Annotated in this window: 25 protein-coding genes; 12 read left to right on the forward strand and 13 right to left on the reverse strand. The window is 66.8% G+C overall.

Annotated elements, in window-relative coordinates:
* Window positions 1-136 precede the first annotated feature (136 nt).
* The 3 genes from JYG32_RS31895 to JYG32_RS31905 all read left to right on the forward strand — a co-directional run bounded on the left by JYG32_RS31895 (window position 137) and on the right by JYG32_RS31905 (window position 3,500).
* Window positions 137-1,426 carry an NAD(P)/FAD-dependent oxidoreductase gene (locus tag JYG32_RS31895; RefSeq protein WP_213266265.1) on the forward strand — a complete coding sequence of 430 codons (1,290 nt, stop codon included), beginning with the start codon at window positions 137-139 and terminating at the stop codon, window positions 1,424-1,426.
* Between the two features lie 17 nt (window positions 1,427-1,443).
* Window positions 1,444-2,001, forward strand: a complete 558-nt coding sequence (locus JYG32_RS31900; RefSeq protein WP_034180557.1) for a helix-turn-helix domain-containing protein — start codon at window positions 1,444-1,446, stop codon at window positions 1,999-2,001.
* A gap of 152 nt (window positions 2,002-2,153) precedes the next feature.
* Window positions 2,154-3,500 carry a glutamine synthetase family protein gene (locus tag JYG32_RS31905; RefSeq protein ID WP_213266266.1) on the forward strand — a complete coding sequence of 449 codons (1,347 nt, stop codon included), beginning with the start codon at window positions 2,154-2,156 and terminating at the stop codon, window positions 3,498-3,500.
* Window positions 3,501-3,525: 25 nt separating this feature from the next.
* Here JYG32_RS31905 and JYG32_RS31910 read toward each other — a convergent pair whose 3' ends face one another.
* The 5 genes from JYG32_RS31910 to JYG32_RS31930 form a co-directional block, all read right to left on the reverse strand.
* Window positions 3,526-4,053 carry a GNAT family N-acetyltransferase gene (locus tag JYG32_RS31910; protein ID WP_213266267.1) on the reverse strand — a complete coding sequence of 176 codons (528 nt, stop codon included), beginning with the start codon at window positions 4,051-4,053 and terminating at the stop codon, window positions 3,526-3,528.
* A 136-nt stretch (window positions 4,054-4,189) separates the two neighbouring features.
* Window positions 4,190-4,579 carry a lysozyme inhibitor LprI family protein gene (locus JYG32_RS31915; protein WP_174380193.1) on the reverse strand — a complete coding sequence of 130 codons (390 nt, stop codon included), beginning with the start codon at window positions 4,577-4,579 and terminating at the stop codon, window positions 4,190-4,192.
* Window positions 4,580-4,629: 50 nt separating this feature from the next.
* Complete coding sequence (locus JYG32_RS31920; protein WP_213266268.1) at window positions 4,630-5,385, reverse strand: N-acetylmuramoyl-L-alanine amidase family protein; 756 nt, start codon at window positions 5,383-5,385, stop codon at window positions 4,630-4,632.
* 148 nt (window positions 5,386-5,533) lie between these two features.
* A complete protein-coding gene (locus JYG32_RS31925) occupies window positions 5,534-7,153 on the reverse strand; it encodes an NAD(P)/FAD-dependent oxidoreductase (protein ID WP_213266269.1) in 1,620 nt (539 codons plus the stop codon).
* The gene (locus JYG32_RS31930; RefSeq protein ID WP_213266270.1) at window positions 7,153-8,667 is read right to left on the reverse strand and encodes a polyamine aminopropyltransferase; all 1,515 of its coding nucleotides are present in this window, start codon (window positions 8,665-8,667) and stop codon (window positions 7,153-7,155) included. Before JYG32_RS31930 ends, JYG32_RS31925 begins: the two co-directional genes overlap by 1 nt.
* A 121-nt stretch (window positions 8,668-8,788) precedes the next feature.
* Here JYG32_RS31930 and JYG32_RS31935 point away from each other — a divergent pair, with 121 nt between their 5' ends.
* Genes JYG32_RS31935 through JYG32_RS31960 form a run of 6 tightly spaced genes read left to right on the forward strand, consistent with a single transcriptional unit; the run spans window position 8,789 to window position 12,702 of the window.
* Window positions 8,789-9,175, forward strand: coding sequence for a DUF350 domain-containing protein (locus JYG32_RS31935; RefSeq protein ID WP_213266271.1), 387 nt, complete (start codon window positions 8,789-8,791; stop codon window positions 9,173-9,175).
* 26 nt (window positions 9,176-9,201) lie between these two features.
* Window positions 9,202-10,245, forward strand: coding sequence for an SPFH domain-containing protein (locus JYG32_RS31940; RefSeq protein WP_213266272.1), 1,044 nt, complete (start codon window positions 9,202-9,204; stop codon window positions 10,243-10,245).
* 9 nt (window positions 10,246-10,254) lie between these two features.
* Window positions 10,255-11,763, forward strand: a complete 1,509-nt coding sequence (locus JYG32_RS31945) for a DUF4178 domain-containing protein (protein ID WP_213266273.1) — start codon at window positions 10,255-10,257, stop codon at window positions 11,761-11,763.
* On the forward strand, window positions 11,760-11,909 hold the full coding sequence (locus JYG32_RS31950) for a hypothetical protein (protein WP_174380167.1): 150 nt from the start codon (window positions 11,760-11,762) through the stop codon (window positions 11,907-11,909). The genes JYG32_RS31945 and JYG32_RS31950 overlap by 4 nt, the downstream gene beginning before the upstream one ends.
* Entirely contained in the window at window positions 11,906-12,289 is a 384-nt protein-coding gene (speD, locus tag JYG32_RS31955; RefSeq protein WP_213266274.1) for an adenosylmethionine decarboxylase, read from the forward strand. Before JYG32_RS31950 ends, speD begins: the two co-directional genes overlap by 4 nt.
* A gap of 26 nt (window positions 12,290-12,315) precedes the next feature.
* Complete coding sequence (locus tag JYG32_RS31960; protein WP_174380201.1) at window positions 12,316-12,702, forward strand: hypothetical protein; 387 nt, start codon at window positions 12,316-12,318, stop codon at window positions 12,700-12,702.
* 191 nt (window positions 12,703-12,893) lie between these two features.
* On the opposite strand, the gene JYG32_RS31965 is transcribed toward JYG32_RS31960, so the two are convergent.
* Window positions 12,894-13,781 carry a DUF4261 domain-containing protein gene (locus JYG32_RS31965; RefSeq protein ID WP_213266275.1) on the reverse strand — a complete coding sequence of 296 codons (888 nt, stop codon included), beginning with the start codon at window positions 13,779-13,781 and terminating at the stop codon, window positions 12,894-12,896.
* 194 nt (window positions 13,782-13,975) lie between these two features.
* Window positions 13,976-14,428: a type II toxin-antitoxin system RatA family toxin gene (locus JYG32_RS31970; RefSeq protein ID WP_213266276.1), complete on the reverse strand. Its 453-nt coding sequence runs from the start codon at window positions 14,426-14,428 to the stop codon at window positions 13,976-13,978.
* 181 nt (window positions 14,429-14,609) lie between these two features.
* Here JYG32_RS31970 and JYG32_RS31975 point away from each other — a divergent pair, with 181 nt between their 5' ends.
* Both JYG32_RS31975 and JYG32_RS31980 read left to right on the forward strand, forming a co-directional pair.
* A complete protein-coding gene (locus JYG32_RS31975) occupies window positions 14,610-15,650 on the forward strand; it encodes a bifunctional nicotinamide-nucleotide adenylyltransferase/Nudix hydroxylase (RefSeq protein WP_213266277.1) in 1,041 nt (346 codons plus the stop codon).
* Between the two features lie 74 nt (window positions 15,651-15,724).
* Window positions 15,725-17,158, forward strand: coding sequence for a nicotinate phosphoribosyltransferase (locus JYG32_RS31980; protein ID WP_213266278.1), 1,434 nt, complete (start codon window positions 15,725-15,727; stop codon window positions 17,156-17,158).
* An 85-nt stretch (window positions 17,159-17,243) separates the two neighbouring features.
* Here the strand turns inward: JYG32_RS31980 and JYG32_RS31985 are convergent, their stop codons facing one another.
* The 3 genes from JYG32_RS31985 to JYG32_RS31995 all read right to left on the reverse strand — a co-directional run bounded on the left by JYG32_RS31985 (window position 17,244) and on the right by JYG32_RS31995 (window position 20,075).
* On the reverse strand, window positions 17,244-17,723 hold the full coding sequence (locus JYG32_RS31985) for a hypothetical protein (protein ID WP_174380206.1): 480 nt from the start codon (window positions 17,721-17,723) through the stop codon (window positions 17,244-17,246).
* Window positions 17,717-18,418, reverse strand: coding sequence for a M35 family metallo-endopeptidase (locus JYG32_RS31990; RefSeq protein WP_213266279.1), 702 nt, complete (start codon window positions 18,416-18,418; stop codon window positions 17,717-17,719). The genes JYG32_RS31985 and JYG32_RS31990 overlap by 7 nt, the downstream gene beginning before the upstream one ends.
* Before the next feature lie 178 nt (window positions 18,419-18,596).
* Window positions 18,597-20,075 carry a PLP-dependent aminotransferase family protein gene (locus JYG32_RS31995; protein ID WP_213266280.1) on the reverse strand — a complete coding sequence of 493 codons (1,479 nt, stop codon included), beginning with the start codon at window positions 20,073-20,075 and terminating at the stop codon, window positions 18,597-18,599.
* A gap of 126 nt (window positions 20,076-20,201) precedes the next feature.
* On the opposite strand from JYG32_RS31995, the gene JYG32_RS32000 reads away from it, so the two are divergent.
* On the forward strand, window positions 20,202-21,089 hold the full coding sequence (locus JYG32_RS32000; protein ID WP_174380209.1) for a DMT family transporter: 888 nt from the start codon (window positions 20,202-20,204) through the stop codon (window positions 21,087-21,089).
* 42 nt (window positions 21,090-21,131) lie between these two features.
* Here the strand turns inward: JYG32_RS32000 and JYG32_RS32005 are convergent, their stop codons facing one another.
* The 3 genes from JYG32_RS32005 to JYG32_RS32015 form a co-directional block, all read right to left on the reverse strand.
* Window positions 21,132-21,476: a DUF3088 domain-containing protein gene (locus JYG32_RS32005; RefSeq protein ID WP_213266281.1), complete on the reverse strand. Its 345-nt coding sequence runs from the start codon at window positions 21,474-21,476 to the stop codon at window positions 21,132-21,134.
* Window positions 21,477-21,552: 76 nt separating this feature from the next.
* Window positions 21,553-22,734 carry a cystathionine beta-lyase gene (gene metC / locus JYG32_RS32010; protein WP_213266282.1) on the reverse strand — a complete coding sequence of 394 codons (1,182 nt, stop codon included), beginning with the start codon at window positions 22,732-22,734 and terminating at the stop codon, window positions 21,553-21,555.
* 60 nt (window positions 22,735-22,794) lie between these two features.
* A complete protein-coding gene (locus JYG32_RS32015; RefSeq protein WP_166962040.1) occupies window positions 22,795-23,520 on the reverse strand; it encodes an amino acid ABC transporter ATP-binding protein in 726 nt (241 codons plus the stop codon).
* Window positions 23,521-23,558 lie beyond the last annotated feature (38 nt).

Below are 23,558 nucleotides of genomic sequence, written 5' to 3' on the forward strand. Positions count from 1 at the left end.
TAGTTCACCGGACTAAATCTCTACAGATTCCGCGTCAGGCCCGTCAATGCGCCGCTTTTCCCGCACGCTTGCCTCCGTGAAATTGTCGTGCTAATTTTTCATGAAAATTCATGACGTAAATTTCACGGGAGTCCGCATGTTCGTGCAGTCCGACCGTCACGTCGCAAGCTACTACGCCGGCACCTACCCGGCGCCGATCCCGCATCGTCCGGAACTGGACGAGCGCATCGACGCCGACGTGCTGGTTGTCGGCGCGGGCTTCAGCGGGCTGCATACGGCATTGCGCCTCGCGCTCGCCGGCAAGCGCGTCGTCGTACTGGAGGCGAGCCGCGTCGCGTGGGCCGCGTCGGGCCGCAACGGCGGGCAGGCGCTGCTCGGCTGGTCGTGCGACATGCAGCCGCTCGAGGATTCGCTCGGCCGCGACGGCGCGCGCCTGCTGTGGGACAGCATGCGCTGGGCCGCGGCCGAGGTGCGCGAACTGCCGGAGCGGCACGGTTTCGACATCGACTACCGGCCCGGCAGCCTGTGGGCCGCGGTGCGGCCGCGCCGTGTCGCGCTGCTCGCACAGGCCCGCGACGAGGCAGCCGAGCGCTGGGGCTACGACCGGTTGCGTGTGATCGGGCGTGATGAGCTGCCCGAATGGATCGGCGGCACGCGCTATCTCGCGGCGCTCCACGATCCGGAAGCCGGCCACCTGAATCCGCTGAAACTCGCGCTCGGCCTCGCGCAGACGATCGAGCGCGCGGGCGGCCGCATCTTCGAACAGAGCCGCGTGCTCGACTGCCGCGAGACGGCCGGCGGCCACATCGCCCGCACGGCACGCGGCGAAGTGCGCGCGGACGTGCTGGTGCTCGCGTGCAACGCGTACGTCGACCGGCTCGATCGCGACCTCGCGCGCCGGCTGCTGCCGGTCGGCACGTACCAGGTCGCGACCGCGCCGCTCGAGCCCGACGTCGTGCGTGCGCTGCTGCCGCAGAACAGTTGCGTGATCGACAACCAGTTCGTGCCCGACTACTTCCGCCTGAGCCCCGACAACCGGCTGCTGTTCGGCGGCGGCTGCACGTATCTCGGCGGTATCCCGGCCGATATCGCGGCGGCGACGCGCCCGCGCCTCGAACGCGCATTCCCGCAACTGGCCGGCGTGCCGCTCGATTACGCGTGGGGCGGCCATATCGACATCAGCATGCGCCGCACGCCGGACGTCGGGCGCCACGGGCAGCGTTTCTGGCTGCAGGGCTTCTCGGGGCACGGCGTGCTGCCGACGCTCGCCGGTGCGCGCGCGGTCGCCGACGCCGTGCTCGGCGACGAGCGCCTGCTCGCGCAGTACCAGCGCATCCGCAACCCGCGCTTTCCCGGCGGCGACCGGCTCGCCGCGCCGCTGGAAGCGCTCGGCAAGGTTTGGTACCGTTTGCGCGATACCGTCTGACCGTATCGGAACCCATCATGAACGAACAGGAAGAGATAGAAAGTCTGGCGATCCTGATCCGCGACCTGCGCAAGCATCGCAAGGTCACGCTGAACGACCTCGCCGAGCGGATCGGCCGCTCGGTCGGCTTTCTGTCGCAGGTCGAGCGCGGGCTGTCGCGCCCGACGGTCGCGGATCTGACCGCGATCGGCGAGGCGCTCGGCGTGCCGACCACGTATTTCTACAGCCTGAGCAAGCCGCGCAGCGTGCCGTGGGTCACGCGGCCCGACGAACGGCGCACCGTGTATTACGCGGCCGGCATCACCGACATCCTCGTGTCGCCGAACATGCGCTCGCGCTTCTCGGTCCTCGAAAGCCATCTCGCGCCGGGCGCGAGCAGCGGCGAGCGGCCCGTCGACGACAGCGACGAGCAGGGCGGCTTCGTGCTCGAAGGAGAACTGACGATCTGGATCGACGGCGACGACACGCCCGTCACGCTCGGCCCGAACGATGCGTTCCAGTTGCCCGCGCACAAGCGGTTCCGATATGCCAACCTGACCGACGCGCCGACGCGCGTGATCTGGGTATTCACCTGAGTTGTCGGCGGGGCGGGCGGCGTTGCAGGCCGCCGCGCCACGCAGCCTGTTTGCAGTACTGATTTAAATGCGGCATGCGTTGTCCGCTGTGCCGCATGAATCCGGTTCGCCGCGCTGCGGCACCGCCATACAAGACATGGAAAGGATGAGACATGGCTGACGTCGTTCCCGCGCTGGTCGGTGAAGTCCGCGCATTCCGGCAGGCGCACCCCGAGATTCGTTATGTCGACCTGATCTGCCTCGACCTGCCCGGGCATTTCTACGGCAAGCGCTACCCGATCGATGCGCTCGAGAAGGTCGCGTCGGGCTCGCTGCTGAAGCTGCCGCAGAACTGCGTGCTGCTCGGCACGCAGGGCGGCCTGTACAAGATCGGCGACTACTGCTTCAACGACGGCGACCCCGACGCGCCGCGCCGCCTGATCCCCGGCACGCTGAAGCCCGTGCGCTGGGAGCGGCAGCCGCTCGCGCAAATGCTGATCAGCTCCGACGGCACGGATGCGCCGATCGAGTTCGAGCCGCGCGAGGTGCTCGCGCGTGTGCTGCGGCGCTTCGCGGCGCGCGGGATCCGGCCGGTCGTCGCGTTCGAGCTCGAGTTCTACCTGTTCGCCGCGCAGCTCGCGGACGGGATGCCGCAGTATCCGCGCGACCGCCTGAGCGATGACCGCGACGATCAGCCGAACATGCATATCGAGCGCCTGTCGCGCTTTTCCGACGTGCTGCACGAGATGGTCGAGGCCGCGCGCGAGCAGGGCGTCGACGCGACGGTGATCACGGCCGAGCTGGGGCCCGGCCAGTTCGAGATCAATTTCGGCCACACCGACGACGGGTTGCGCGCGGCCGACTGGTCGGCGCTGTTCTGCCGCAGCACGCGCGGCGTCGCGCTGCAGCACGGCTATCGCGCGAGCTTCATGGGCAAGCCTTACCTGCATGCGCCGGGCAGCGGGATGCATGTGCACGTGAGCCTGTACGACGACGCGGGGCGCAACCTGCTCGCGGCCGACGGGCAGCGGCCGCTGCGGCACGCGGTGGCTGGGTGTCTCGCCCTGCTGCCGCATTGCATGCCCGTGTTTGCGCCGAATCACAACGCGTTCCGGCGCTACGGGTCGATGGTGAACGCGGCGAGCCGCGCAAGCTGGGGTTTCGAGGATCGCGATGCGTGCATCCGGATTCCCGAGTCGGATGCGCGCAACCTGCGGATCGAGCACCGGCTCGCGAGCGCAGACGCGAATCCGTACCTGGTGCTCGCGGCGATCCTCGCCGGGATGGAGCACGGGCTCGATGCGCGGATCGAACCGATCGCGCCGCTCAACGAGGATCGCGGCAGCGGGATCGATTTTCCGAAGGAGATGCTGTCGTCGGTTGCAGCGATGCAGGATCATCCGGCCGTGCGCGAAGGGCTCGGCAGCGAGTTCGTGATGGTGTATTGCGAGAACAAGCGGCAGGAGGAGCTGGATTTTCGTAACGAGATTGGGGCGCGGGAGTATCGGTGGTTTCTGTGATTACCGCGCGTGCCGTTGAAGCCAACTAGGAAAGCGCGCGCCAATAACGCACTTCTTCGATTGGCGCGCCGTCGATCTCGAAGGTCTTGATGTCGTTTTCGGCGACGAAGCCCTCGCGTTCATAGAACGTCCTTGCACGACGGTTCTCGACCAGTACCCAGAGCGATACCCACGCATGGCCCGCGTCGCGCAGCGCTCGGCATGCATGGTCGACCAGCGCCGCGCCGATTCCTTGCCCGCAATGCGACGGATGCAGATAGATCGCTTCGATCTCGCCCCACGCGCGATCCTTGTCGGTGTCGCGCGTCGGACCATAGGCGATCCAGCCCGCCGTGTCGTGTCCCGCGAATGCGAGCGCGACGCGCGGTCGGCCGGCATCGAGCGCATAGCGCCAGGCGGCCGTGCGTTTTTCGACCGACAGACCGGCGAGGAACGGAGCCGGCATGATGTCCGTGTAGGTCGCTTGCCACGACGCGACATGGATGTTGGCGATGGCCGCGGCATCGGCGGACGTGGCAGCGCGGATGTCGATCGTTGTCGTATTCGGTGTCATGCGTGCTCCGCTTGATTCGTTGAGGACTTCGGAGAATTCATGTCGCATCGCCGTTCCTTTCGCGGTGCCGAAGCGGGTGGATCGCAAGTGCACGCCGTGCCGCGAAGCGCTTCGCGGTACGGCACCTTCGAAGCGCTTACTCGCCGAGCTTCGACGCCACGCACCCCGTGCTCGTGCATTCACGCTCGCGCTCGCGCAGGAACGACAGCCGCGACGCCGTCATGTCGGTCGCGCACTGGAGATCCACGAGGTAGCCGTTGTTGCGGGTTTCGCTGCACTGCGCGTCGCGCTGCTTCAGCCACGCGAGCTGGCCGGCCTTCAGCGTCGCCTGCTGGTCGCCGCTCAGTTGCTTGCGCAGGCGGCCGTATTCGTCGTTGAGTTCGCGGTCGGTTTGCGAGAACTGCGTGCTGCTGCAGTACACCTGGTCGAACGCGCTGTGCGGCTTCGCACAGCCGGCCGCGTGCGCGGCGAACGGAAAGGCAAGCGCGAGCAGCGCGCAGGATGCGAACAGATTCTTCTTTTTCATGGTGATGCTCCTGACTGGGTGAAAACCGTTGAGCCCGATGGGCGGTGCCGTTACTTCGGCGCCGTGCATGCGTCGATCCCGCCCGCGATCGCGGTGGACAGGCGCTGGATCGTCTCGCGCCGCGCGAGCCGCGCTTCTTCGTCGGGATTGACGATCACGCCGGCCTCGACGAGCACGGCCGGAATCGGCGCGGTGCGCAGCACGACGAGATCGTCGAAGCGGTGGATGCCGAGTTGCGGGTCGATCAGCGGGCGATTCTCGCCGCGGATCGGCTGCGCGTGATACAGCGATGGCCGTTCGCCGGCCGCGACCAGCCGCTCGGCGATCGCCTTCGCGCAACGCAGGCTTTCCGCATAGTGCGGATTGCGCTCCGACACGAACACCGAGAAGCCGCGGAATTCGCGTTGCCGGCCCGCGTCGATGAATTGTTGCTGCATCGAGTCGTGATGGATCGACACGAACAGGTTTGCGTCGGGCGCCTGCGTCGAGCGCTGGTCGAGTGCGATCTCGCGGCCGTCGGCCGACGTGCGCAGCACGCGGTCGCCGTGCGCGGCGAGCTTTTCGGCGACCGCTGCGGACAGGTCCAGGTTGTACAGGTATTCGACGCGGCCGCTCGCGCCGGTGGAGCCCGGGTGCGCCGGCGTATGACCGGTGTCGACGACGATGTAGCGCCCGGATGCGGGCTCGGCGCCGGTGCTGTCTGCCGCATGCAGCGCCGGCGGCGCGCCGAGCAGCGGGGCGCAGGCGAGCACGCGTGCGGCGGCGCGCACGAGCGGGCGAAGGCTTCGGATGGTTCGGTTCGTCATTGTTGTTGTCGAGGAGGGCATACGGCGCGTCGAATCGCGCGGCACCGTCGGCCTGCTCAATGCAGTCGGAATGTCGCGCGATTATAGCGGGTGGCGGTTACGCCGCAATGACGAATCGGCTGCCGCAGCGCCGGCTGGAAGCCGGCGCTCAGGCGAGCACGCGCCGGGCCGCGAGCATGCCCCAGTACGACGCTTCCTCGAACAGCGACAGCCCGGACAGGTCCGCATGCGCGAACACGACGGGGCCGTCGGCATCGCGCAGCGCGAGCAGCCCCGGCCGGCCGAGGAAGCCGACGTCGGGCGTCGCCATCGCATGGCCGCGCACGGTGATCTCGAGCGCCGTCGCGTGCTTCCACAGCTCGCGTCCATAGGCAGCTTGCAGGTCGATCGCCGCCTGTTCTCGCAACGCGTCGGGCTTCGCCTGCGCGAGCCAGCGGCGCGTGTCGTCCGGCGCTTGCGTGCTCAACGCCTGATATGCGGAGAACACCGAACGCGTTGGCGGCGACATCCGGATCAACTGGTGGGTCGACACGACATAACCGAGCCCCGCGCCGTCGTAGACGACGTTGTCCCACGCGAGCGGCACGCCGGCTTCCTCGGCCGGCATGCCGTCGAGCAGGAAGTTGGACACGAGCCACGGCGCGCGCGGCGGCAGGTCGCGCGCGGGCTCGAAGCCGTATGCGGAAAGCTGCGGAAACACGCGCGCCGCGACGAACAGCGGCATCGCGCACACGACGCGTCGCGCCTTCAGCGTGAACGTCGACAGCACGCCGTCGTCGCCGATGCGCGCACACAGCACGTCGACACCGCCCGCGCGTTCGGTCGCCCGCACGGCGAAACCGTCCCGCGACCACGCGTTCGAGCCGGTGCGCGCGGTGATCGAATCGGTCAGCTTCGTCACCATCGTGTGCAGCCCGTCGGGCCAGGTCAATACCGCGCCGTCGCCCGCATCGCCTGCGTGGCCGCCGCGCGACGAGAAATAGTGCAGGCCGGCCCACGCGGACACGTGCTCGTATCCCGCACCGTAGTCGTCGCGACAGCAATAGTTCAGGTACCAGTGCAGCGCTTTCGCGGTGTAGCCCTCGTCGAGCAGCCACTGGCGGAACGAGCGCCGGTCGAGTGCGCGCCAGCGCGGGTCGCGCGACGATTCCGCGATCGGGATGCAGAACACCTTGCGGCCGTCGGCGCCGCGTGCGGTGCGCAGCCCGTCCGTGTACGCGAAGAAGCGTGCCTGTTGCGCGAGTTCGTCGGCGCCGACGCCGGCCGTCGGCACGATGCCGTCCTGCCACTGCCCGGCGATGAAGAGCCGTTCGTCGGGCGCATGGACGAGCGCGCGCTCGTCGTACACGGGGCGTGCGGAGAACGGCGCGGATTCGATCACGCCGAGATCGGCGAGCATGTCGCGCAGATGCGCGGATTCGAGCGACGGCAGCGGCAGGTAGTGCGCGCCTTTCGGATAACCGAGATCGCCGAAGCGGCCGCCGGCCGCATTGCCGCCGAATTCGGGGCCTGCGAGCACCGCGAAGCGCGTGTGGCCCGCGCGTGCGAGCTGCCATGCGCACGACAGCCCGGCCGCGCCCGCGCCGAGGATCGCGATGTCCGTCTCGATCGTGCCGGAAGGCGGCGGCAGCGCGGCATGGTCGCGCAGCGCATGGCCTTCGCGCATGCCGGGGTAACCGACGCGCGGCGTCGTCTCGATCCAGCCGGTGCGGCCGCACGCGGCCAGCGACGCGGCCGCCGACGCGACGAGGAACGTGCGACGGTCCATCAGCGCAGCACGTGTTTCCAGTCGTCGTCGAAGCGGCGCACGAGCGGCTGGTCGTTGAGTTCGTTCGGCGACATCGGCAGCGCCGGCATGTCGGCCGGGAAGTGGAACATCTCGGTGGCTGTCTGCGCGTCGAGCCAGCGCGTCGGTACCGAGTAGCGCGTCGGCACCGTGAAGTCGCGGCGCTTGCCGGCGATCACGAAGCCCCAGTCGCCGAACGACGGCACGTAGCAGTGGTACGGCCACGTGTTGAGCCCGGCTTCGTGCAGCGTCGCGATGATGGTCCAGTACGCGTGCGGCGCGAAATACGGCGACGTCGACTGGATCACCGCATAGCCGTTCTCCGACAGGTGGCGCGCGAGCAGCCGGAACACCGGCACCGAATACAGGCGGCCGAGCCCGAAGTTGGTCGGATCGGGAAAGTCGACGACGATCGCGTCGTACACGTCCGCGTTCGATTCGAGCCAGCGCACCGCATCGTCGTTGATCACGTGCACGCGCGGATCCTTCAGCGAACCCTGGTTCAGCTTGACGAGCGGCACGGACGTCGAGAACAGCTTCGTCATCGCGGGATCGAGATCGACCAGCGTGATCTGTTCGAGGTTGCGGTGCTTGAGCAGCTCGCGCACCGCGAGGCCGTCGCCGCCGCCGAGCACGAGCACGCGCTTGGCCCACGGCAGCGCGTCGATCGTCGGGTGGATCAGCGCCTCGTGATAACGATGCTCGTCGCGCGACGAGAACTGCAGGTTGCCGTTCAGGTACAGCCGCATGTCGTCGTGCCATTGCGTGAGCACGATGCGCTGGTACGGCGTCGTTTCCGAATAGATCGTCTCGTCGCCGTACACGCCATGTTCGGCCCAGTGCGTGATGCGGTCCGACAGCGCGAACCCGGCGACGAGCAGCCCGATCACGAGCGCCGCGCGCATCAGCTTGCCGCGCACGTTGCGGATCTCGTCGCGGAACAGGTGGGTCGTCCACAACGCGACGAATGCGTTCAGGAGCCCGAACAGGAAGCTCGTGCGCAGCAGGCCGAGACGCGGCGCGAGCACGAGCGGGAAGATCAGCGACACGGCGAGCGAGCCGAGATAGTCGAAGGTCAGCACTTCGCTGACGGTATGGCGGAACGCCTGGCGCCGCTGCTGGAACGCGCGCATCACGAGCGGGATCTCCATCCCGATCAGCAGGCCGAGCGCGAGCACCAGCGCGTAGAGCGCCGCGCGGAACGGCGCGGCGAGCCACGCGAACACCGCGAACAGCAGCGCGGCCGATACCCCGCCGAGCAGGCCGACGAGCAGCTCGATGTCGACGAAGCGGTCGAGCACGTCGTCGTCCTCGACGAACTTCGCGAGCCACGAGCCGATCCCCATCGCGAACAGGTAGCTGCCGATCACCGACGAGAACTGCAGGATCGAATCGCCGAGCAGGTAGCTCGCCAGCGCGCTGCTGATCAGTTCGTAGCCGAGCCCGCACGACGCGAGCACGAGGATCGACAGGACGAGCGCACGCTTATGCAGCATGGGACGTCCGTTGTGCAGCGGTCGGCAATGTGGATATACTGGCGCGGATTTTCGTGGGGCGGCCATTGACGGGCCGGCCGGCGACGGGGCGGCGAACCGAGCACAAAATCCGAGGGAAAGAATGAATAGTGCCTATCTTTATGCGGTTCATTTACTGTCGGCGTTCGTGCTGCTTCTTGTGTTCGCGGCAGTGTACCTGAAGGTCACTCCGTTCGACGAACTGGCGCTGATCCGCGACGGCAATGCGGCCGCGACGCTGTCGTTCGGCGGCGCGCTGATCGGTTTCTGCCTGACGCTCGCGTCCAGCATTGCGCACAACTCGACGCTCGGCGAAGTCGTGATCTGGGCCGTCGGCGCGATGATCGTGCAACTGATCACCTATGCGGCGCTGACGCGCCTGATACCCGGCATGAATCATGCGATCGAGGATCGCAACGTCGCGATGGGCGGCCTGATGGGCACCGCGTCGCTCGTCGTCGGCATCATCAATGCCGCCTGCCTGACCTGACGCGCCACGCGTCCGAGGAGACCGACATGAGTCTGGGTTCATTCATTCGCAAGCAGTTCATCGACGTCCTGCAATGGACGGAAGACACCGACGGCGTGCTGGCCTGGCGCTATCCGATGGAAGACCAGGAGATCCAGTACGGCGGCAAGCTGACCGTGCGCGAAACGCAGGTCGCGATCTTCGTCAACGAAGGCAAGGTCGCCGACGTGTTCCAGCCGGGGCTGTATACGCTGGAAACGAACACGCTGCCGGTGCTCACGTACCTGCAGAACTGGGACAAACTCTTTCAGTCGCCTTTCAAGTCGGACGTCTATTTCTTCAGCACGCGGCTGCAGCTCGGCCGGCGCTGGGGCACCGCGCAGCCGGTGACGATCCGCGACCGCGAATTCGGCTTCGTGCAGGTGCGCGCGTTCGGCATCTACTCGTACCGGATCGTCGACGCGGCCGCGTTCCACCGCGAGGTCAGCGGCACACGGGCGGAATACACGGTCGACGATCTCGAACAGCAACTGCGCAACCTGGTCGTCACCGCGCTGAGCACGACGTTCGGCTCGGCCGACGTGCCGTTCGTCGACATGGCCGCGAACCAGTCGCTGCTGTCGCAGCGCGTCGCCGACGCGCTGGTGCCGGTGTTCACGCGCTACGGCCTCGCGCTCGACGCGTTCGCGGTCGAGAGCGTGTCGCTGCCGGCCGAGTTGCAGAAGGCGCTCGACCTGCGGATCGGCGCGGGGATGGCCGGCGATCTCGCGCGCGCCACGCAATACCAGACCGCGCAGGCGATTCCGCTGGCCGCGCAGAACCCGGGCGGCATCGCCGGTATCGGCGCGGGGCTCGCCGCGGGCGCGGCGATCGGGCAGGCGATGGCCGGCCAGATCGCGGGCGCCGCGCAACCGGCGCCGGCCGCGCAGCCTGCAGCGCCGGTGGCTGCCGCCCAGTCGGCCGCGCCGGCCGACGGCACCGATTACGTGCAGCGGCTCGAACAGTTGAAGGCGCTGTTCGACAAGGGCCTCGTGACCGAAGACGAATATTCGCGCGCGAAGGCCGAGATCCTCGCGAAGCTCACGCGGTAAGCGTCGCGCATGTTCAGCACTTCGTGCCCCCAGTGCGGCGCGCCGGTCGAGTTTCGCTCGGCGGCGGCGGTGATGGCCGTCTGCGCGTTCTGCCGCAGCACGCTGCTCAAGCGCGGCACCGACGTCGAGCGCATCGGCGAGCTGGCCACGGTGCTCGACGATGCGTCGCCGATCCAGATCGGCACGGCCGGCCGCTACGGCAAGCGCACGTTCACGGTGCTCGGCCGCATCCAGATGACCTACGACGCCGGCGCGTGGAGCGAGTGGTATGTCGTGTTCGACGACGGCGCGTTCGGCTGGCTGTCGGATGCGTCGGGCCAGTACGCGGTCACGGTGCGCGAGCCCGACGATGTATCGGGCGGCGCGTGGCCCGCGTTCGGCACGCTCGAACCGGGCATGCGGATCGACCACGGCGGCCGCGCGTATCTCGTGTCCGACGTGCGTACCGCGCGCTGCACGGGCGGCGACGGCGAACTGCCGTTCCGCGTCGATGCCGGCTGGGAGGCGCGCGTCGTCGACCTGCGGACCGGCAACGCGTTCGCGACCTACGACTATTCCGACGCCGCTTCGAACGGCGGGAGCCCGGCCATCTATTCGGGCGAGGCGCTGGAATTCGACGCGCTCGCATTCACGGGGCTGCGCGATACGCAAGCCGATACGCGCGAGAAGCGCGGCGCGGAGATGGTGCCGTTCGCGTGCCCGAGCTGCGGCGCGCCGCTGTCGTATGCGCCGAACGTGGCCGACTACGTCGTGTGCGGCAGTTGTCACGCGGGCGTGCGGTGCACGGCCGAGCAGCAGACCGTGTTCGCGGCGCAGCGCAAGCTCGAAGCGGTGAAGGGCGCGCTGGAACTCGGCGCGATCGGCACGTTCGACGGCGTGAAGTACACGGTGATCGGCATGATGCGATGCCGCGTACCGGGCGACGACGAGACGTGGGACGAATACCTGCTGCTGAACCCGAAGCGTGGCTTCCTGTGGCTCGTGCAGAGCGAAGGGCGGTGGGAACGCGTGCAGGTGCTCGACCATTGGCCGACGATCGGCAGCGAATCCGATGTGACCGACGGCGGCAAGACCTACCGCCTGCGCGAGGAATACGAATCGGAGGTCGTCTATGTGGTCGGTGCGTTCAACTGGCGCGTACAGGTGGGCGATCGCACGTCGATCATCGACTACGGCTGGCAGAAGGACAAGCTGACGCGCGAGCGCAGCGCCGCGGAGATCGTGTGGTCGCGCGCGCGGCCGCTGTCGGGCAGCGCGCTCGCCGAACGCTTCGGCACGCCGGCGCTCGCGGCGGCCGCCGCAACGGGTGCCACCACGTCGACGGGCCTGTTCGGCGGCAAACATCCGCACAGTTTCGGGCCGCTGCCGTGGGTGTTCAGCGCGCTGCTCGTGATCTTCAACATGGGCTCGCTGTTCTCGTTCAGCGGCCGCTCCGTCTACGTGCTGGTCGGCCTGCTGGTGCTGTGGCTGCCTGAATGGTTGTGGAAGGGCTTCGCATCGGACGGGGGCAACGCGTGATCCGGTTCATCCTCTACGGCCTCTACGGCCTGATCGTCGTTACGCTGTTCAGTTGCGCATCGATCGGCGGCAGCGGTTCGGGCGGCGGCGGCTGGGGCAGTTCGTCGGCACGCAGCGGCTACTCGTCGTACGGGTCGCACAAGTGACCGCACGCGACGGGATCGCGCCGCCGCGCGCGACGCTCGGCTCGCACGTGCTGGCCGACCTGGCCGGCATCGATGCGGCGCTGCTGCGCGACGCCGCGCGGCTCGAGGCGATCCTCACCGAAGCGGCGCAACAGGCTGGCGCGCGCGTGATCGGCGCGCACTTCCATCATTTCGGCGGCGAGCATGGCGTGACGGGCGTCGTGCTGCTCGCCGAATCGCACATCACGATCCATACGTGGCCGGAGCATCGCTTCGCGGCCGTCGACGCGTTCATGTGCGGCGCGGCGCGTGCGGCCGATGCGGTCGATGCGATCGCCGCTGCGTTCGGCACGCAGGCGCAGGTCCGGCAGCAAGTGGCGCGTGGCGGCGCATTGACCTGAGCGAGCGTTGCGGACCTGTTACCGATATGCGTAAAAGAGCAGGAATCACCGCATTGCTCGGCTTTGCGTTCTTCGCCGGCAACGTTGCTGCGGAGTTGCCGCCGAAGCCGCCCGGGCCCGTCGTGATGATCCACTTCGACTACGACGAGAAGGACCGGGCACGGCTTCATGCACTGGAACGCCGGCTGGATCGCGCAGTGAGGCAGGCAGGGGCGGGCGAGCTCGGCGAGACCGAATTGCATCGCGACGGCAACGACGGCTATCTGTACCTGTATGGCAGCAGCGCCGATCGGCTGTACGTAGTGGCACGCCCGATCCTGAAATCGTCAGGATGGCTGACCGGTACGGAAGTCACGTTGCGCCGCGATTCCGGTGCGGAAACGTTCTCGATGGGCCGGGGCGAAGCACGTTAGCGTGAGGGCCGTCCGAACGCCGCAGGGCGTGCGGCGGGCGGCCGGTGCGACGCCTTCATGCGCCGGGCGTCGTGGATCGGGGCGGAACGTGCGCTGCTGTCATTTACGTAGCCGTCATGCGCCACCGCGGCGCGCGCGGTTTGCAAAGCTTCGAACCTGCGCGCCGTGCATCCGGGTGCGATACGGCGCAATCAGCGATTGATTTCGTCCGCCGAGATCAGCTCGGCCACCAGCACCTGCGCGGGCCCCTGCAGGTAATACTCGTGCTCGAGCGGTTCCCGCAGCTTCATGAAGGTATCCGAACCGACCTGCATCGTCTCGCCCGCATGCATGCGCGCACCGCTTTCCAGCAAGTAGTGCATCACGTTGTTGAAGATGCCCGAATAGCGTTCGCCTTCGTGATGGCCTTCCGCGAGCGCGGCGAAATCGGGCAGGCCGAACACGTCGGCGCCATAGGTGCGCATCCACACGCCTTCGACGCCTTCGACCTCGTATTTCACGAAGCCGCAGAAGAACAGGTTCAGCGGGATCTCGCGCAGCACGTCGAGGCTTTCCTTGCCGAGTTTCTTCGCATCGAAGACGCTGGCCGGCAGCGACGTGTGCGCGTGTTCGTTCAGCACCGCGAGGCCGTTCTGCTCGGCCAGCGCGCCGGCGACGGCCGCCAGCGCGACATACTGGTCGAGCGGATCCGCTTCGTGTCCGGCGTAGTAGAGGATCACGTGGCTGCGGCTCGCGCGTACCTGCTGCTTCAGGTCCTGCCCATAGTGGGCGGGCGCGACGCATGCTTCCAGCGATTCGGACGGATAGGGCGCATCGAAGCCGACCAGCCGGACGACGTGGTTGCCCCAGCCGGCGAGCCCGAATACCTGCTCCAGCGTCGGCTCGGTTTCGACGCGCGCCTGCTTCATGCTCGGATGGTAGGCGCGCAGCGCGGCCGTCAGCGCCGCGATATCGACCTGCAGCGGGCCGTCGAAGACGACCGTCACGCTCAGCGGATGCTCGACGTCGGACGCCGCGACCAGTGCGGCAGGGCTTTCGGGTGCTTCTTTGCGGCCAAAGAATCGGGATATCAGGCTCATCGGATTATTTGTGTCGACGCCGTTTCAGGGAGGAGTGCCCTGTTCTCTCGGTCAGGGCTGGCCGTCAGGGTGACGGCCGCCCGTAGTTTCCCCGGGTTCGGCGAATCTGGCAAATACCCGAGGGTGCGGCCGTGGCGCGTTCGAATGCATCCGGATGGAGATGGCGCTGACACGCCGGGCCACGCGGGTGCGTGTCAGCGCGGCAGCGCTTCGGCTTCGGCCCAGCGCTTGAAGGAATCGAGACGCCGGCGCGTCTGCACGAGATAGAACGCGCCGATCAGCGGTTCGAGCAGCCAGCGCAGCCAGGACGGCTGGACGCGGAAGTTGTACGTGAACTTCACTTCGGTCGAACCCGGCGTGTGTTCGGTGAAGTTCCAGCTGCCGCTGAAGCGTTCGAGCACCTTCGGCCCTTCGACCATTTCGACGGCGGCGACTTGCGGCGGGCGATACGAGATGTAGCGCGACACCATCGTCGCGCCCGACTGGCTGCGGCAGAACGCGTCGACGCCGACGTCGGCCGTCGTCTCGTCGAGCAGATAGGCGTCGATGAGGAAGCTGTCCCACACGAGCCGCCGCGCGTAGTCCTGCGACCACGTGAAGAGGCGTCTGCGATCGACGCCGACGGTCCGGCTGACTGAGATCCTCATGATGGCGGGCGCCATGGCGCGGATTGGGATGAAATCGAGTGTAACCCGCCAATGCCGCGCATTTCGTCAGACTTGGTCAAGTCGAGCGTGTGCTCGATTGACGCACCCCGGGATTTCCCCTAGGATTCAATCCAACCCTTCGGGAAAGACCCGAAGCGTTTCAATCTCTTGAGGGAGCCTCATGAGTACGCAACAGAACCGGCGCTTCGACGCGCTCGTTTTCATTGGTCGTTTCCAGCCTCCGCATCGTGGTCACCTGAACGTGCTGAAGTCGGCACTGAGCCGGGCCGAACGCGTGTGCGTGCTGGTCGGGTCGACCGACAAGCCCCGCACCATCAAGGATCCGTTCTCGTTCGACGAGCGCCGCCAGATGCTGGCTTCGCTGCTCGACGCGTCCGAGCGCGACCGCGTGACGATCGCGCCGTTGCAGGATTCGACGTACAACGACGGCGACTGGGTGCGCTGGGTGCAGGAGGCCGTCGCGTCCACGCTCGGCGATGTCGCGCAGCGCAAGGTCGGGCTGATCGGTCACGAGAAGGACGCCACGTCGTATTACCTGCGGATGTTCCCGCAATGGGAGCTCGTCGACGTCGATGCGACCGAAGACATTTCCGCCACCGAGATTCGCGACCAGTATTTCGCCGAACGCACCAACAGCTTCGTGCAGTGGGCCGTGCCGGAACCCGTGTTCGGCTGGCTCGAGCGTTTCCGCACGCAGCCGGAATTCGCGCAACTGAAGTCGGAAGCCGAATTCATCGCCGCATATCGCAAGGCGTGGGCGGCCGCGCCGTATCCCGTCACGTTCGTGACCGTCGACGCGGTGGTCGTGCACTCGGGCCATATCCTGCTCGTGCGCCGCCGCAGCGAACCGGGCCGCGGCCTGTGGGCGCTGCCGGGCGGGTTCGTGAACCAGGACGAGCGGCTCGACGTGGCCTGCATCCGCGAGCTGCGCGAGGAAACCGGCCTGAAGCTGCCGGAGCCCGTGCTGCGCGGCTCGATCAAGGATCGCCAGGTGTTCGATCACCCGTCCCGCTCGCTGCGCGGCCGCACGATCACGCACGCGTGCCTGTTCAACTTCCCGACCGGCGAGCTGCCGCGCGTGAAGGGCAGCGACGACGCCGACAAGGCGCGCTGGGTGCCGCTCAACGAATTCGCGCAGATGCGCAACGTGATGTTCGAGGATCACTTCGACATCGCGTATCACTTCCTGGGGAAGCTGTGATCCGCTGATTCCCCGCATTCCGGTCCGCTGCGACAGACGCGGCGGCACTTCAACGGCCTAGAGGAGCTCTAGCCATGCAAAACGATCCCGGCGGCTTTGCCGCGGTTCTCGCCAATCCGATCCTCAACACGGATTCGTACAAGGCTTCCCACTTCCTGCAATATCCGCCCGACGCGTCGGCGATGTTCTCGTACGTCGAATCGCGCGGCGGCCGCTACGACCGCACGTTGTTCTTCGGCCTGCAGATGCTGCTGAAGGAATATCTGTGCAAGCCGGTCACGCACGCGATGATCGACGACGCGCGCGATTTCTTCACGGTGCACGGCGAGCCGTTCAACGAATCGGGGTGGCGCCATATCGTCGAACGCTACGACGGCTATCTGCCGGTGAAGATCCGCGCGGTGCCGGAGGGTTCGGTCGTGCCGGTGCACAACGTGCTGATGACCGTCGAATGCGACGATCCGAAGGTGTTCTGGCTCGCGTCGTATCTCGAGACGATGCTGCTGCGCGTCTGGTATCCGGTGACGGTCGCGACGCGAAGCTGGCACCTGCGGCAGACGATCCGCCGCTTCCTCGAAAAGACCGACGACGATCTCGCGCAACTGCCGTTCAAGCTGCACGATTTCGGCGCGCGCGGTGTGTCGAGCGCGGAGTCGGCCGCGATCGGCGGCGCGGCGCACCTCGTGAACTTCATGGGTTCGGACACGGTGCTCGGCGTGCTGGCCGCGAACCGCTTTTATCGCGAGCCGATGGCCGCATACTCGGTGCCGGCGGCCGAACACAGCACGATCACGTCGTGGGGGCGCGAGCGAGAGGTCGATGCATACCGGAACATGATCGAGCGTTTCGGGCTGCCAGGTGCGATCGTATCGGTCGTGTCGGACTCCTACGATCTGTTCGCCGCGCTCGATCTGTGGGGCGGCGAACTGCGGCAGGCCGTGATCGATTCGGGCGCGACGCTCGTCGTGCGTCCCGATTCGGGCGACCCCGTGACGATCGTGATGCAGACCGTGCGCGCACTCGACGCGTCGTTCGGCTCGACCGTGAACGGCAAGGGGCGGCGCGTGTTGAACCGCGTGCGCGTGATCCAGGGCGATGGAGTCGACGAGCTGTCGATCGACGCGATTCTTTCCGAACTCGACGACGCGGGTTATGCGGCCGGCAATGTCGTGTTCGGCATGGGCGGCGCGTTGCTGCAGCAGGTGAACCGCGATACGCAGCGCTTCGCGATGAAGTGCTCGGCGATCCGGCGCGGCGGCGTGTGGCACGACGTCCGCAAGGATCCGGTCACCGATCAGGGCAAGCGCTCGAAGAAGGGGCGGCTCACGCTGCTGCGCAATCGCCGCACCGGCGAGTATCGGACGACGACGCTGCCCGTTGCGTGGGACGATCGTGCGCTGGAAGGCGAGTGGGGCGAGGCGCTCGAGACGGTGTTCGATACGGGGCGGCTGCTGGTCGATACGTCGTTTGCCGAAGTGCGGGCGAGGGCGCACGCGGGGGAGGTTTGAGGTAGGGGGCGGAGTGACGCGCGGTGTTCGCGTCACCCCGCCGCCAGCGATGTTCGATGGCGGCTTCGTCGAAAGGAGATCGCTGTCAACGGATGGCTCTGGATGTCGGTGTGATGCGAGGATCGTCGCAAAGATGCCGGCATCCGTCCGTGCACAGCGGAACCAGGGTCAGTCCGATCTGAAGATAACCCTCGTAGCCGGCGCTGTCTTTCGGATACGGTTTCGAGATCATGTGCGTGTCCGACCATATGTTCTCGTCCTTGATACCGAGCTGGACGAGGTATTCCCTCAGACTGGCCGCTCGACGCAGCGCAAGCACTTGTGGGTCCTTTTCACCGATATACGCACCGGCAGAGATGATGCCGCGAATGTCCGCATCAGGCCACTGACGGGCACGGATAACCATGTCCGCGATCTTGACTCGATCCTCATTCGGGATGTCGGAAGAGTTGAGCGGGACACTGTCCAGCATGTCTTCGGAAACGGTACATGCCGCGAGCGGCGGCGAAAACGCCAGGCATAACCCGAGCGCGATGCTCGTCAGATGCGCGAGAGATCTCACCACAGAACCCTGTCGTCAAAGAATGAAATATAGCAAGCGAGGCTGTCGGCGTTATTGATCGCCAGATCCCGATGATCTCGCGCCCAGTATTTCAGGCCGGTCCCGAATCCGTAGATTTCGTCATTCGAGTCGAAGGTATCGACGTAGTGCGTACACTCGTGAATCAGGACCTTCAACTTGCAATTGGAAGAGAGTCGAGCGTCGGGAAGCGTGCAGAAGTGTGGATAGATTGCAATGACTCGCTTGTCCGAATCGGGTTTACATACGGCGGCATCGGTGATTCCGTTGTCGGGAAATACGGTACACGTGATGTTTCGCTGTTTCTGCGCGTCCCACCGGATGACATTTTCCGGTTTCAATTCCTGCATAACGCGCAGAAGCTTCGGTAACCCGGTCCGTGGGTGGTGTCGAATTGCGTCATCGGATCGTCCGAACCAGGTCTGAACGCGTTCCTGTTCTCCTTGCTCCCAATGTGCAATACCGTGAATCCGATCCTGAATCAACGAAATCGCCGCGTCACGCAACCGCACGATCAGTTTCCGGAATGCCTTGTTCGACATGTTCTCGCAGATCGGTGTCAGGTCGAGGTCGATAACATGAACGGATCCTGGCGTCGTGTTCGTGTAGGCGGTGCCGACGAAAACCCATTCGTCGTCTTCGTCTTCTGCAGCGTCGTGTGAATTCGAAATCCCGTTCATTGGCTCGATAGATCCCGGTAAAAAAGTCGGGAAACTATCGGTTGTCGGGAGCGCGCTCGTCTATGGGATGAGTACGATTTTGCGACCCATCGACCACGAGCGCGAAAGATGACGCCGCGGGTGAAGGAAAAAACGGATTACGGAACCATCCGATAACTGTTTGTGCCTTCGCCCGTTCTCACGGCTCTCCGGCCAGCACGCGCCCCTCCGCATCGTCCTGCGCGCCCGTGCGCTTCGCCGTCCGCGTCGCCTCCATCGCCCGCGCAAGCGCATCGAACACCGCCGGCCCCTTGCAGCGCGACACGTTGAAGCGCAGGTACGACGTCGCGCTGCGCGACGCGCTGAACACGTTGCCGGGCGCGAGCACGACGTCGCGGTCCAGCGCATGGCGTGCGACGCGCGCGGCATCGAGCCCGTCGGGCAGTTGCGCCCACACGAACAGGCCGCCGCGCGGCTCCGTCCAGATTCCGAGCCCCGCGCGTGCGAGGCGCCGGATCGTCTCGCCCATTGCATCCGCGAGACGCGCGCGCAGGCTGTCGAGATGGCGCCGGTACGTGCCGTCGACGAGTAGCCGGTGCACGACGTTCGCGCCGATCTGCGCATTGCCGAACGACGTCGCGAGCTTCAGGTCGACGAGCGCGTCGATCCATTCCGGGCGCGCGGCGACGTAGCCGCAGCGGATCGCGGCCGACAGCGTCTTCGAGAAGCTGCCGATCGATATGACGCGCGACAGCCCGTCGAATGCCGCGAGGCGCGGCGCGGGCGTGCTTTCGAAATCCGCAAAGATGTCGTCCTCGACGATCAGCAGGCCGTGCTCGGCCGCGAGCGTCAGCAACCGGTGCGCGACGGGCGGCGCGAGCGTCGCGCCGGTCGGATTGTGCAGCGCCGCGTTGGTGATGTACAGGCGCGGCCGGTGTTCGGCAAGCACCTGTTCGAACCGTGCGAGATCGGGCCCGTTCGGCGTGTACGGGACGCTGACGATCCGCGCGCGGTGCGCGCGCAGCAGCGCCTGGAAGTTGAAGTAGCACGGATCGTCGAGCACGACCGTGTCGCCCGGCTCCAGCAGCAGGCGACACACGAGGTCGAGCGCATGCGTGCCGCCGTCGGTCAGCATGATCTGCGCGGGTTCCGCGTGGATGCCGTGCTGCGCGAGCCGCCATGCGAGCTGCTGGCGCAGCGCGGGCAGGCCGAGCGGCGTCGCGTAGTCGGTCAGCGCGTCGGATTCGTCGCGCGACACGGCGCGCAGCGCGCGGCGCAGGCTCTCGTCCGGCAGCCACGACGACGGCAGCCATCCGCAGCCGGGCTTCACGGTCGTCGGCGCGGCCTCGAGCGACTGGCGCGACAGCCACAGCGGATCGAGCTCGCGATCGAGGCGCGGGCCGAGATCGGCGAGCGCGAGCGGCGGCGCGTGCCCCGACACATAGAAGCCCGAACCGCGCCGCGCGACGAGCACGCCTTCGCTCGCAAGCCGCTCGTACGCATCGACGACCGTCGATTTCGACACGCCCAGCCCGTCGGCCATCATCCGGATCGACGGTACACGCGCGCCGGGCATCAGCGCGCGGCTCGCGATCCGCGCGCGCAAGGTATCCATCACGGTTTCCACGCGCGTGCGTGACGGGGCGGGCGGAACGGGAATCGGGGCGGAATGGCTCATGGTGAAGAATGAACTGTACGGCCAGTTGTCCAGTACAGTTTGTCCAGATTGTATTGGGCTGTAGCTTACGCGCTTTCCGCGGGCGGCGGATCATCGGTCATCCACTTTCCCCGTTCAGGATTTCCCGTGCAAAAGACGACCGACGGATGGCTCAGCGGCCTGCTGGGCGTGATCATCTTCAGTGGCTCGCTGCCTGCGACGCGTGTCGCGGTGCAGGGGCTCGACCCGCTGTTCCTCACGTTCGCGCGTGCGACGATCGCCGGCGCGCTCGGCCTGCTGCTGCTGGTCGTACTGAAGCAGAAGCGGCCGACGCGGGCCGAGGCCGTGTCGCTGGCGATCGTCGCGCTCGGGGTGGTGGTCGGTTTCCCGTTGCTGACGGCGCTTGCGCTGAAGCACGTGACGTCCGCGCACGCGATCGTGTTCGTCGGGCTGTTGCCGCTCGCGACCGCGCTGTTCGGCGTGTGGCGCGGCGGCGAACGGCCGCGGCTGCCGTTCTGGATCTTCTCGATCGTCGGCAGTTGCGCGGTCGCCGCGTTTGCGTTGCGCAACGGCGGCCAGGCATCGGTGGTCGGCGATGCGCTGATGCTGGCCGCGATCGTCGCATGCGGGCTCGGCTACGCGGAAGGCGCGCGCCTGTCGCGCGATCTCGGCGGCTGGCAGGTGATCTCGTGGGCGCTCGTGCTGTCGCTGCCGCTGATGCTGCCGCTTACGTGGCTCACGTGGCCCGCGTCGTTCGACGGGGTCGATGCCGCCGCGCTGTGGGGGCTCGCGTACGTGTCGCTGTTCAGCATGCTGATCGGCTTCGTGTTCTGGTATCGCGGGCTCGCGCTCGGCGGGATCGCGGGCGTCGGCCAGTTGCAGTTGCTGCAGCCGTTCTTCGGTTTCCTGCTGGCGGCCGGGCTACTGCACGAGACGGTGCCGCCGTCGATGGTCGTCGTGACGGTCATCGTGGTCGGCTGCGTGGCGGGCGCGAAGTACTTCTCGAAAATGGCGCCCGTGCAGCGTGCGGGGTGACGCGCGTTCCGTGCCGTCGCTCGACGGCACGGAACGGTGTGCTTACGCGACGTGCGCCACGTCGTATTGCGAAGACAGATACCGCCGGATATCGGCCGGTGAATCGATGAAGCGCCGGCCGTTGTGTTCCCGAATCGCGAGTGCGCTGTCGTTCGGCGCGCGTCCGTCGCCGAGTACGAGCACGGGCGCCGACTGGTTGTCTGCGCCGATCAGTGCGACGATCGGCTGGCGCGGCCGAGGCGCGTCGATGTATTCGACGTCGACCGCGTCGCGAAGCTGCGGGTAGAAGCTCAGCAACCCTTCGACGGAAACGGAATCGCCACAGTAGAACGGACCTTCGGAGTCCTTGAAAAAGCCGGGGCGAAGAATGAACAGGGTATCTTTCATGATTGTCTCGCTATGAGAGTGGGACGAACGTTGAAGAAAACGTGACGCCGGGCGGCGTGTACTACGTCGCGGAAATTCATGCTTCCGCGAGTGCAGCGGTGCGCATTCTTGCGAAACCGGCGGAGAGGTCGGCGATCATGTCGTCGGGATGCTCGAGCCCCGCATGAATCCGCAGCAGCGGGCCGGCCGCCGCCCATTGCGTCGCGGTACGTTGGCGCGACGGATTGGACGGGATGATCAGGCTTTCGAAGCCGCCCCAGCTATATCCCATGCCGAAGCACGTCATACCGTCGAGCAGCGCGCGCACCGCATCGTCGGGCTGCGGATGCAGCACCACGCCGAACAGCCCGCACGCGCCGGTGAAATCGCGTTGCCACAGCGCATGGCCGGGGTCGCCGGGCCGCGCCGGATACAGGATCTGCGCGACTTCCGGCTGTTTCGCGAGCCATTCTGTCAGCGCGTGCGCGTTGCGCTGGTGCCGCTCGAGGCGGACCGACAGCGTGCGCAGGCCGCGCAGCGCGAGATACGCGTCGTCGCCGCTGACGGTCATCCCGAGTTGCCGGTAGAAGCGCGTGATCTTCGGCGCGAGCGCCTCGGTCGTCAGGATCGCACCCATCAGCACGTCGGAGTGTCCGGCGATGTATTTGGTGGCGGCATGGATCGACACGTCGACGCCATGGGCGAACGAGCGGAAATTCAGCGGCGTGCCCCACGTGTTGTCGAGCAGCACGACCGCGCCGTGCCGGTGCGCGACGCGGCTGATGGCCGGGATGTCCTGCACTTCGAAGGTCAGCGAGCCCGGCGATTCGGCAAATACCGCACGCGTGTTCGGCCGCATCAGCGACGCGATGCCTGCGCCGATCGACGGATCGTAGTACGTCGTCTCGATGCCGAGGCGCGCGAGCGTCTCGCCGCAGAACGAGCGGGTCGGGTCGTACACGGAATCGGCCATCAGCAGATGGTCGCCGGGATTCAGCACCGCGAGCAGCGCGGTCGTGATCGCGCTGAGGCCGCTCGGCGTCAGCAGCGCGGCGTGCGCGCCTTCGAGACGCGCGAGCGCTTGCTCGAGCGCGCGGGTGGTCGGGCTGCCGTGGCGCCCGTACGCGAGCGGCGTGCCGCGCACCGCGTCGAGCGCGTCGGTGCCGTGAAAGAGCAGTGTCGACTGGCGGTACACGGGCGGGTTCACGGGCGAACCGGGCTGGCCGTGCGAGCGGCCTTCGTGGGCGAGAATGGTGTCGGTCGAATGCAGGTGGTTCAAGATGTCGTCCTTTGAGGGGCAATCAGTCAATCGAAGCGAGGCGAGGCGGCCGCCGAGCGGTCAGTGCAGGATCTTGTCGAGGAAGTCGCGTGCGCGTTCGGAGCGCGGCGCGGCGAAGAACCTGTCGCTGGCTGCGTCCTCGACCACCGCGCCCTGGTCCATGAAGATCACGCGATGCGCGACCTTCCGCGCGAAGCCCATTTCATGCGTGACGCATACCATCGTCATCCCGTCGCGCGCGAGCTCGACCATCACGTCGAGCACTTCGTTGATCATCTCGGGGTCGAGCGCCGAGGTCGGCTCGTCGAACAGCATCGCGACCGGGTTCATCGACAGCGCGCGCGCGATCGCGACGCGCTGCTGCTGTCCGCCGGACAACTGCCCCGGATACTTGTGCGCATGCGCCTTCAGGCCGACACGATCGAGCAGCTTCATGCCGTTCTCGACGGCCTCGTCCTTGCGGCGGCCGAGCACCTTGATCTGCGCGAGCGTCAGGTTCTCGGTGATCGACAGGTGCGGAAACAGCTCGAAGTGCTGGAACACCATGCCGACGCGGGCGCGCAATTGCGCGAGTTTCGCGGCGGGGTCGCCGAGCCGCGTGCCGTCGACGGTGATGCTGCCTTTCTGGAACGGCTCGAGACCGTTGATCGTCTTGATCAGTGTCGACTTTCCGGAGCCCGACGGCCCGCACACGACGACCACTTCGCCTTTCGAGACCGCCGCGCTGCATGCCGAGAGGACCTGATGCTTGCCATACCATTTCGATACGTTGTCGAGCGTAATCATGTTCTGTCCGTCGTTGAGGTCGGGTTGAGTGGGCGGCA

Source organism: Burkholderia pyrrocinia (assembly GCF_018417535.1).
Taxonomy (GTDB): domain Bacteria; phylum Pseudomonadota; class Gammaproteobacteria; order Burkholderiales; family Burkholderiaceae; genus Burkholderia; species Burkholderia pyrrocinia_E.

What these genes read in the sequence shown, in the direction of transcription:
- JYG32_RS32015 (WP_166962040.1), bottom strand. Translation starts at nt 23,520, where the DNA reads ATGATTACGCTCGACAACGTATCGAAATGGTATGGCAAGCATCAGGTC.
- JYG32_RS31940 (WP_213266272.1), top strand. Translation starts at nt 9,202, where the DNA reads ATGAGTCTGGGTTCATTCATTCGCAAGCAGTTCATCGACGTCCTGCAA.
- JYG32_RS31930 (WP_213266270.1), bottom strand. Translation starts at nt 8,667, where the DNA reads ATGCTGCATAAGCGTGCGCTCGTCCTGTCGATCCTCGTGCTCGCGTCG.
- JYG32_RS31895 (WP_213266265.1), top strand. Translation starts at nt 137, where the DNA reads ATGTTCGTGCAGTCCGACCGTCACGTCGCAAGCTACTACGCCGGCACC.
- JYG32_RS31980 (WP_213266278.1), top strand. Translation starts at nt 15,725, where the DNA reads ATGCAAAACGATCCCGGCGGCTTTGCCGCGGTTCTCGCCAATCCGATC.
- JYG32_RS31920 (WP_213266268.1), bottom strand. Translation starts at nt 5,385, where the DNA reads ATGACGAACCGAACCATCCGAAGCCTTCGCCCGCTCGTGCGCGCCGCC.
- JYG32_RS31975 (WP_213266277.1), top strand. Translation starts at nt 14,610, where the DNA reads ATGAGTACGCAACAGAACCGGCGCTTCGACGCGCTCGTTTTCATTGGT.
- JYG32_RS31965 (WP_213266275.1), bottom strand. Translation starts at nt 13,781, where the DNA reads ATGAGCCTGATATCCCGATTCTTTGGCCGCAAAGAAGCACCCGAAAGC.
- JYG32_RS31970 (WP_213266276.1), bottom strand. Translation starts at nt 14,428, where the DNA reads ATGAGGATCTCAGTCAGCCGGACCGTCGGCGTCGATCGCAGACGCCTC.
- JYG32_RS31935 (WP_213266271.1), top strand. Translation starts at nt 8,789, where the DNA reads ATGAATAGTGCCTATCTTTATGCGGTTCATTTACTGTCGGCGTTCGTG.
- JYG32_RS31995 (WP_213266280.1), bottom strand. Translation starts at nt 20,075, where the DNA reads ATGAGCCATTCCGCCCCGATTCCCGTTCCGCCCGCCCCGTCACGCACG.
- JYG32_RS31925 (WP_213266269.1), bottom strand. Translation starts at nt 7,153, where the DNA reads ATGGACCGTCGCACGTTCCTCGTCGCGTCGGCGGCCGCGTCGCTGGCC.
- JYG32_RS31910 (WP_213266267.1), bottom strand. Translation starts at nt 4,053, where the DNA reads ATGACACCGAATACGACAACGATCGACATCCGCGCTGCCACGTCCGCC.
- JYG32_RS31900 (WP_034180557.1), top strand. Translation starts at nt 1,444, where the DNA reads ATGAACGAACAGGAAGAGATAGAAAGTCTGGCGATCCTGATCCGCGAC.
- JYG32_RS31945 (WP_213266273.1), top strand. Translation starts at nt 10,255, where the DNA reads ATGTTCAGCACTTCGTGCCCCCAGTGCGGCGCGCCGGTCGAGTTTCGC.
- JYG32_RS31990 (WP_213266279.1), bottom strand. Translation starts at nt 18,418, where the DNA reads ATGAACGGGATTTCGAATTCACACGACGCTGCAGAAGACGAAGACGAC.
- JYG32_RS31915 (WP_174380193.1), bottom strand. Translation starts at nt 4,579, where the DNA reads ATGAAAAAGAAGAATCTGTTCGCATCCTGCGCGCTGCTCGCGCTTGCC.
- JYG32_RS32005 (WP_213266281.1), bottom strand. Translation starts at nt 21,476, where the DNA reads ATGAAAGATACCCTGTTCATTCTTCGCCCCGGCTTTTTCAAGGACTCC.
- JYG32_RS31905 (WP_213266266.1), top strand. Translation starts at nt 2,154, where the DNA reads ATGGCTGACGTCGTTCCCGCGCTGGTCGGTGAAGTCCGCGCATTCCGG.
- JYG32_RS31960 (WP_174380201.1), top strand. Translation starts at nt 12,316, where the DNA reads ATGCGTAAAAGAGCAGGAATCACCGCATTGCTCGGCTTTGCGTTCTTC.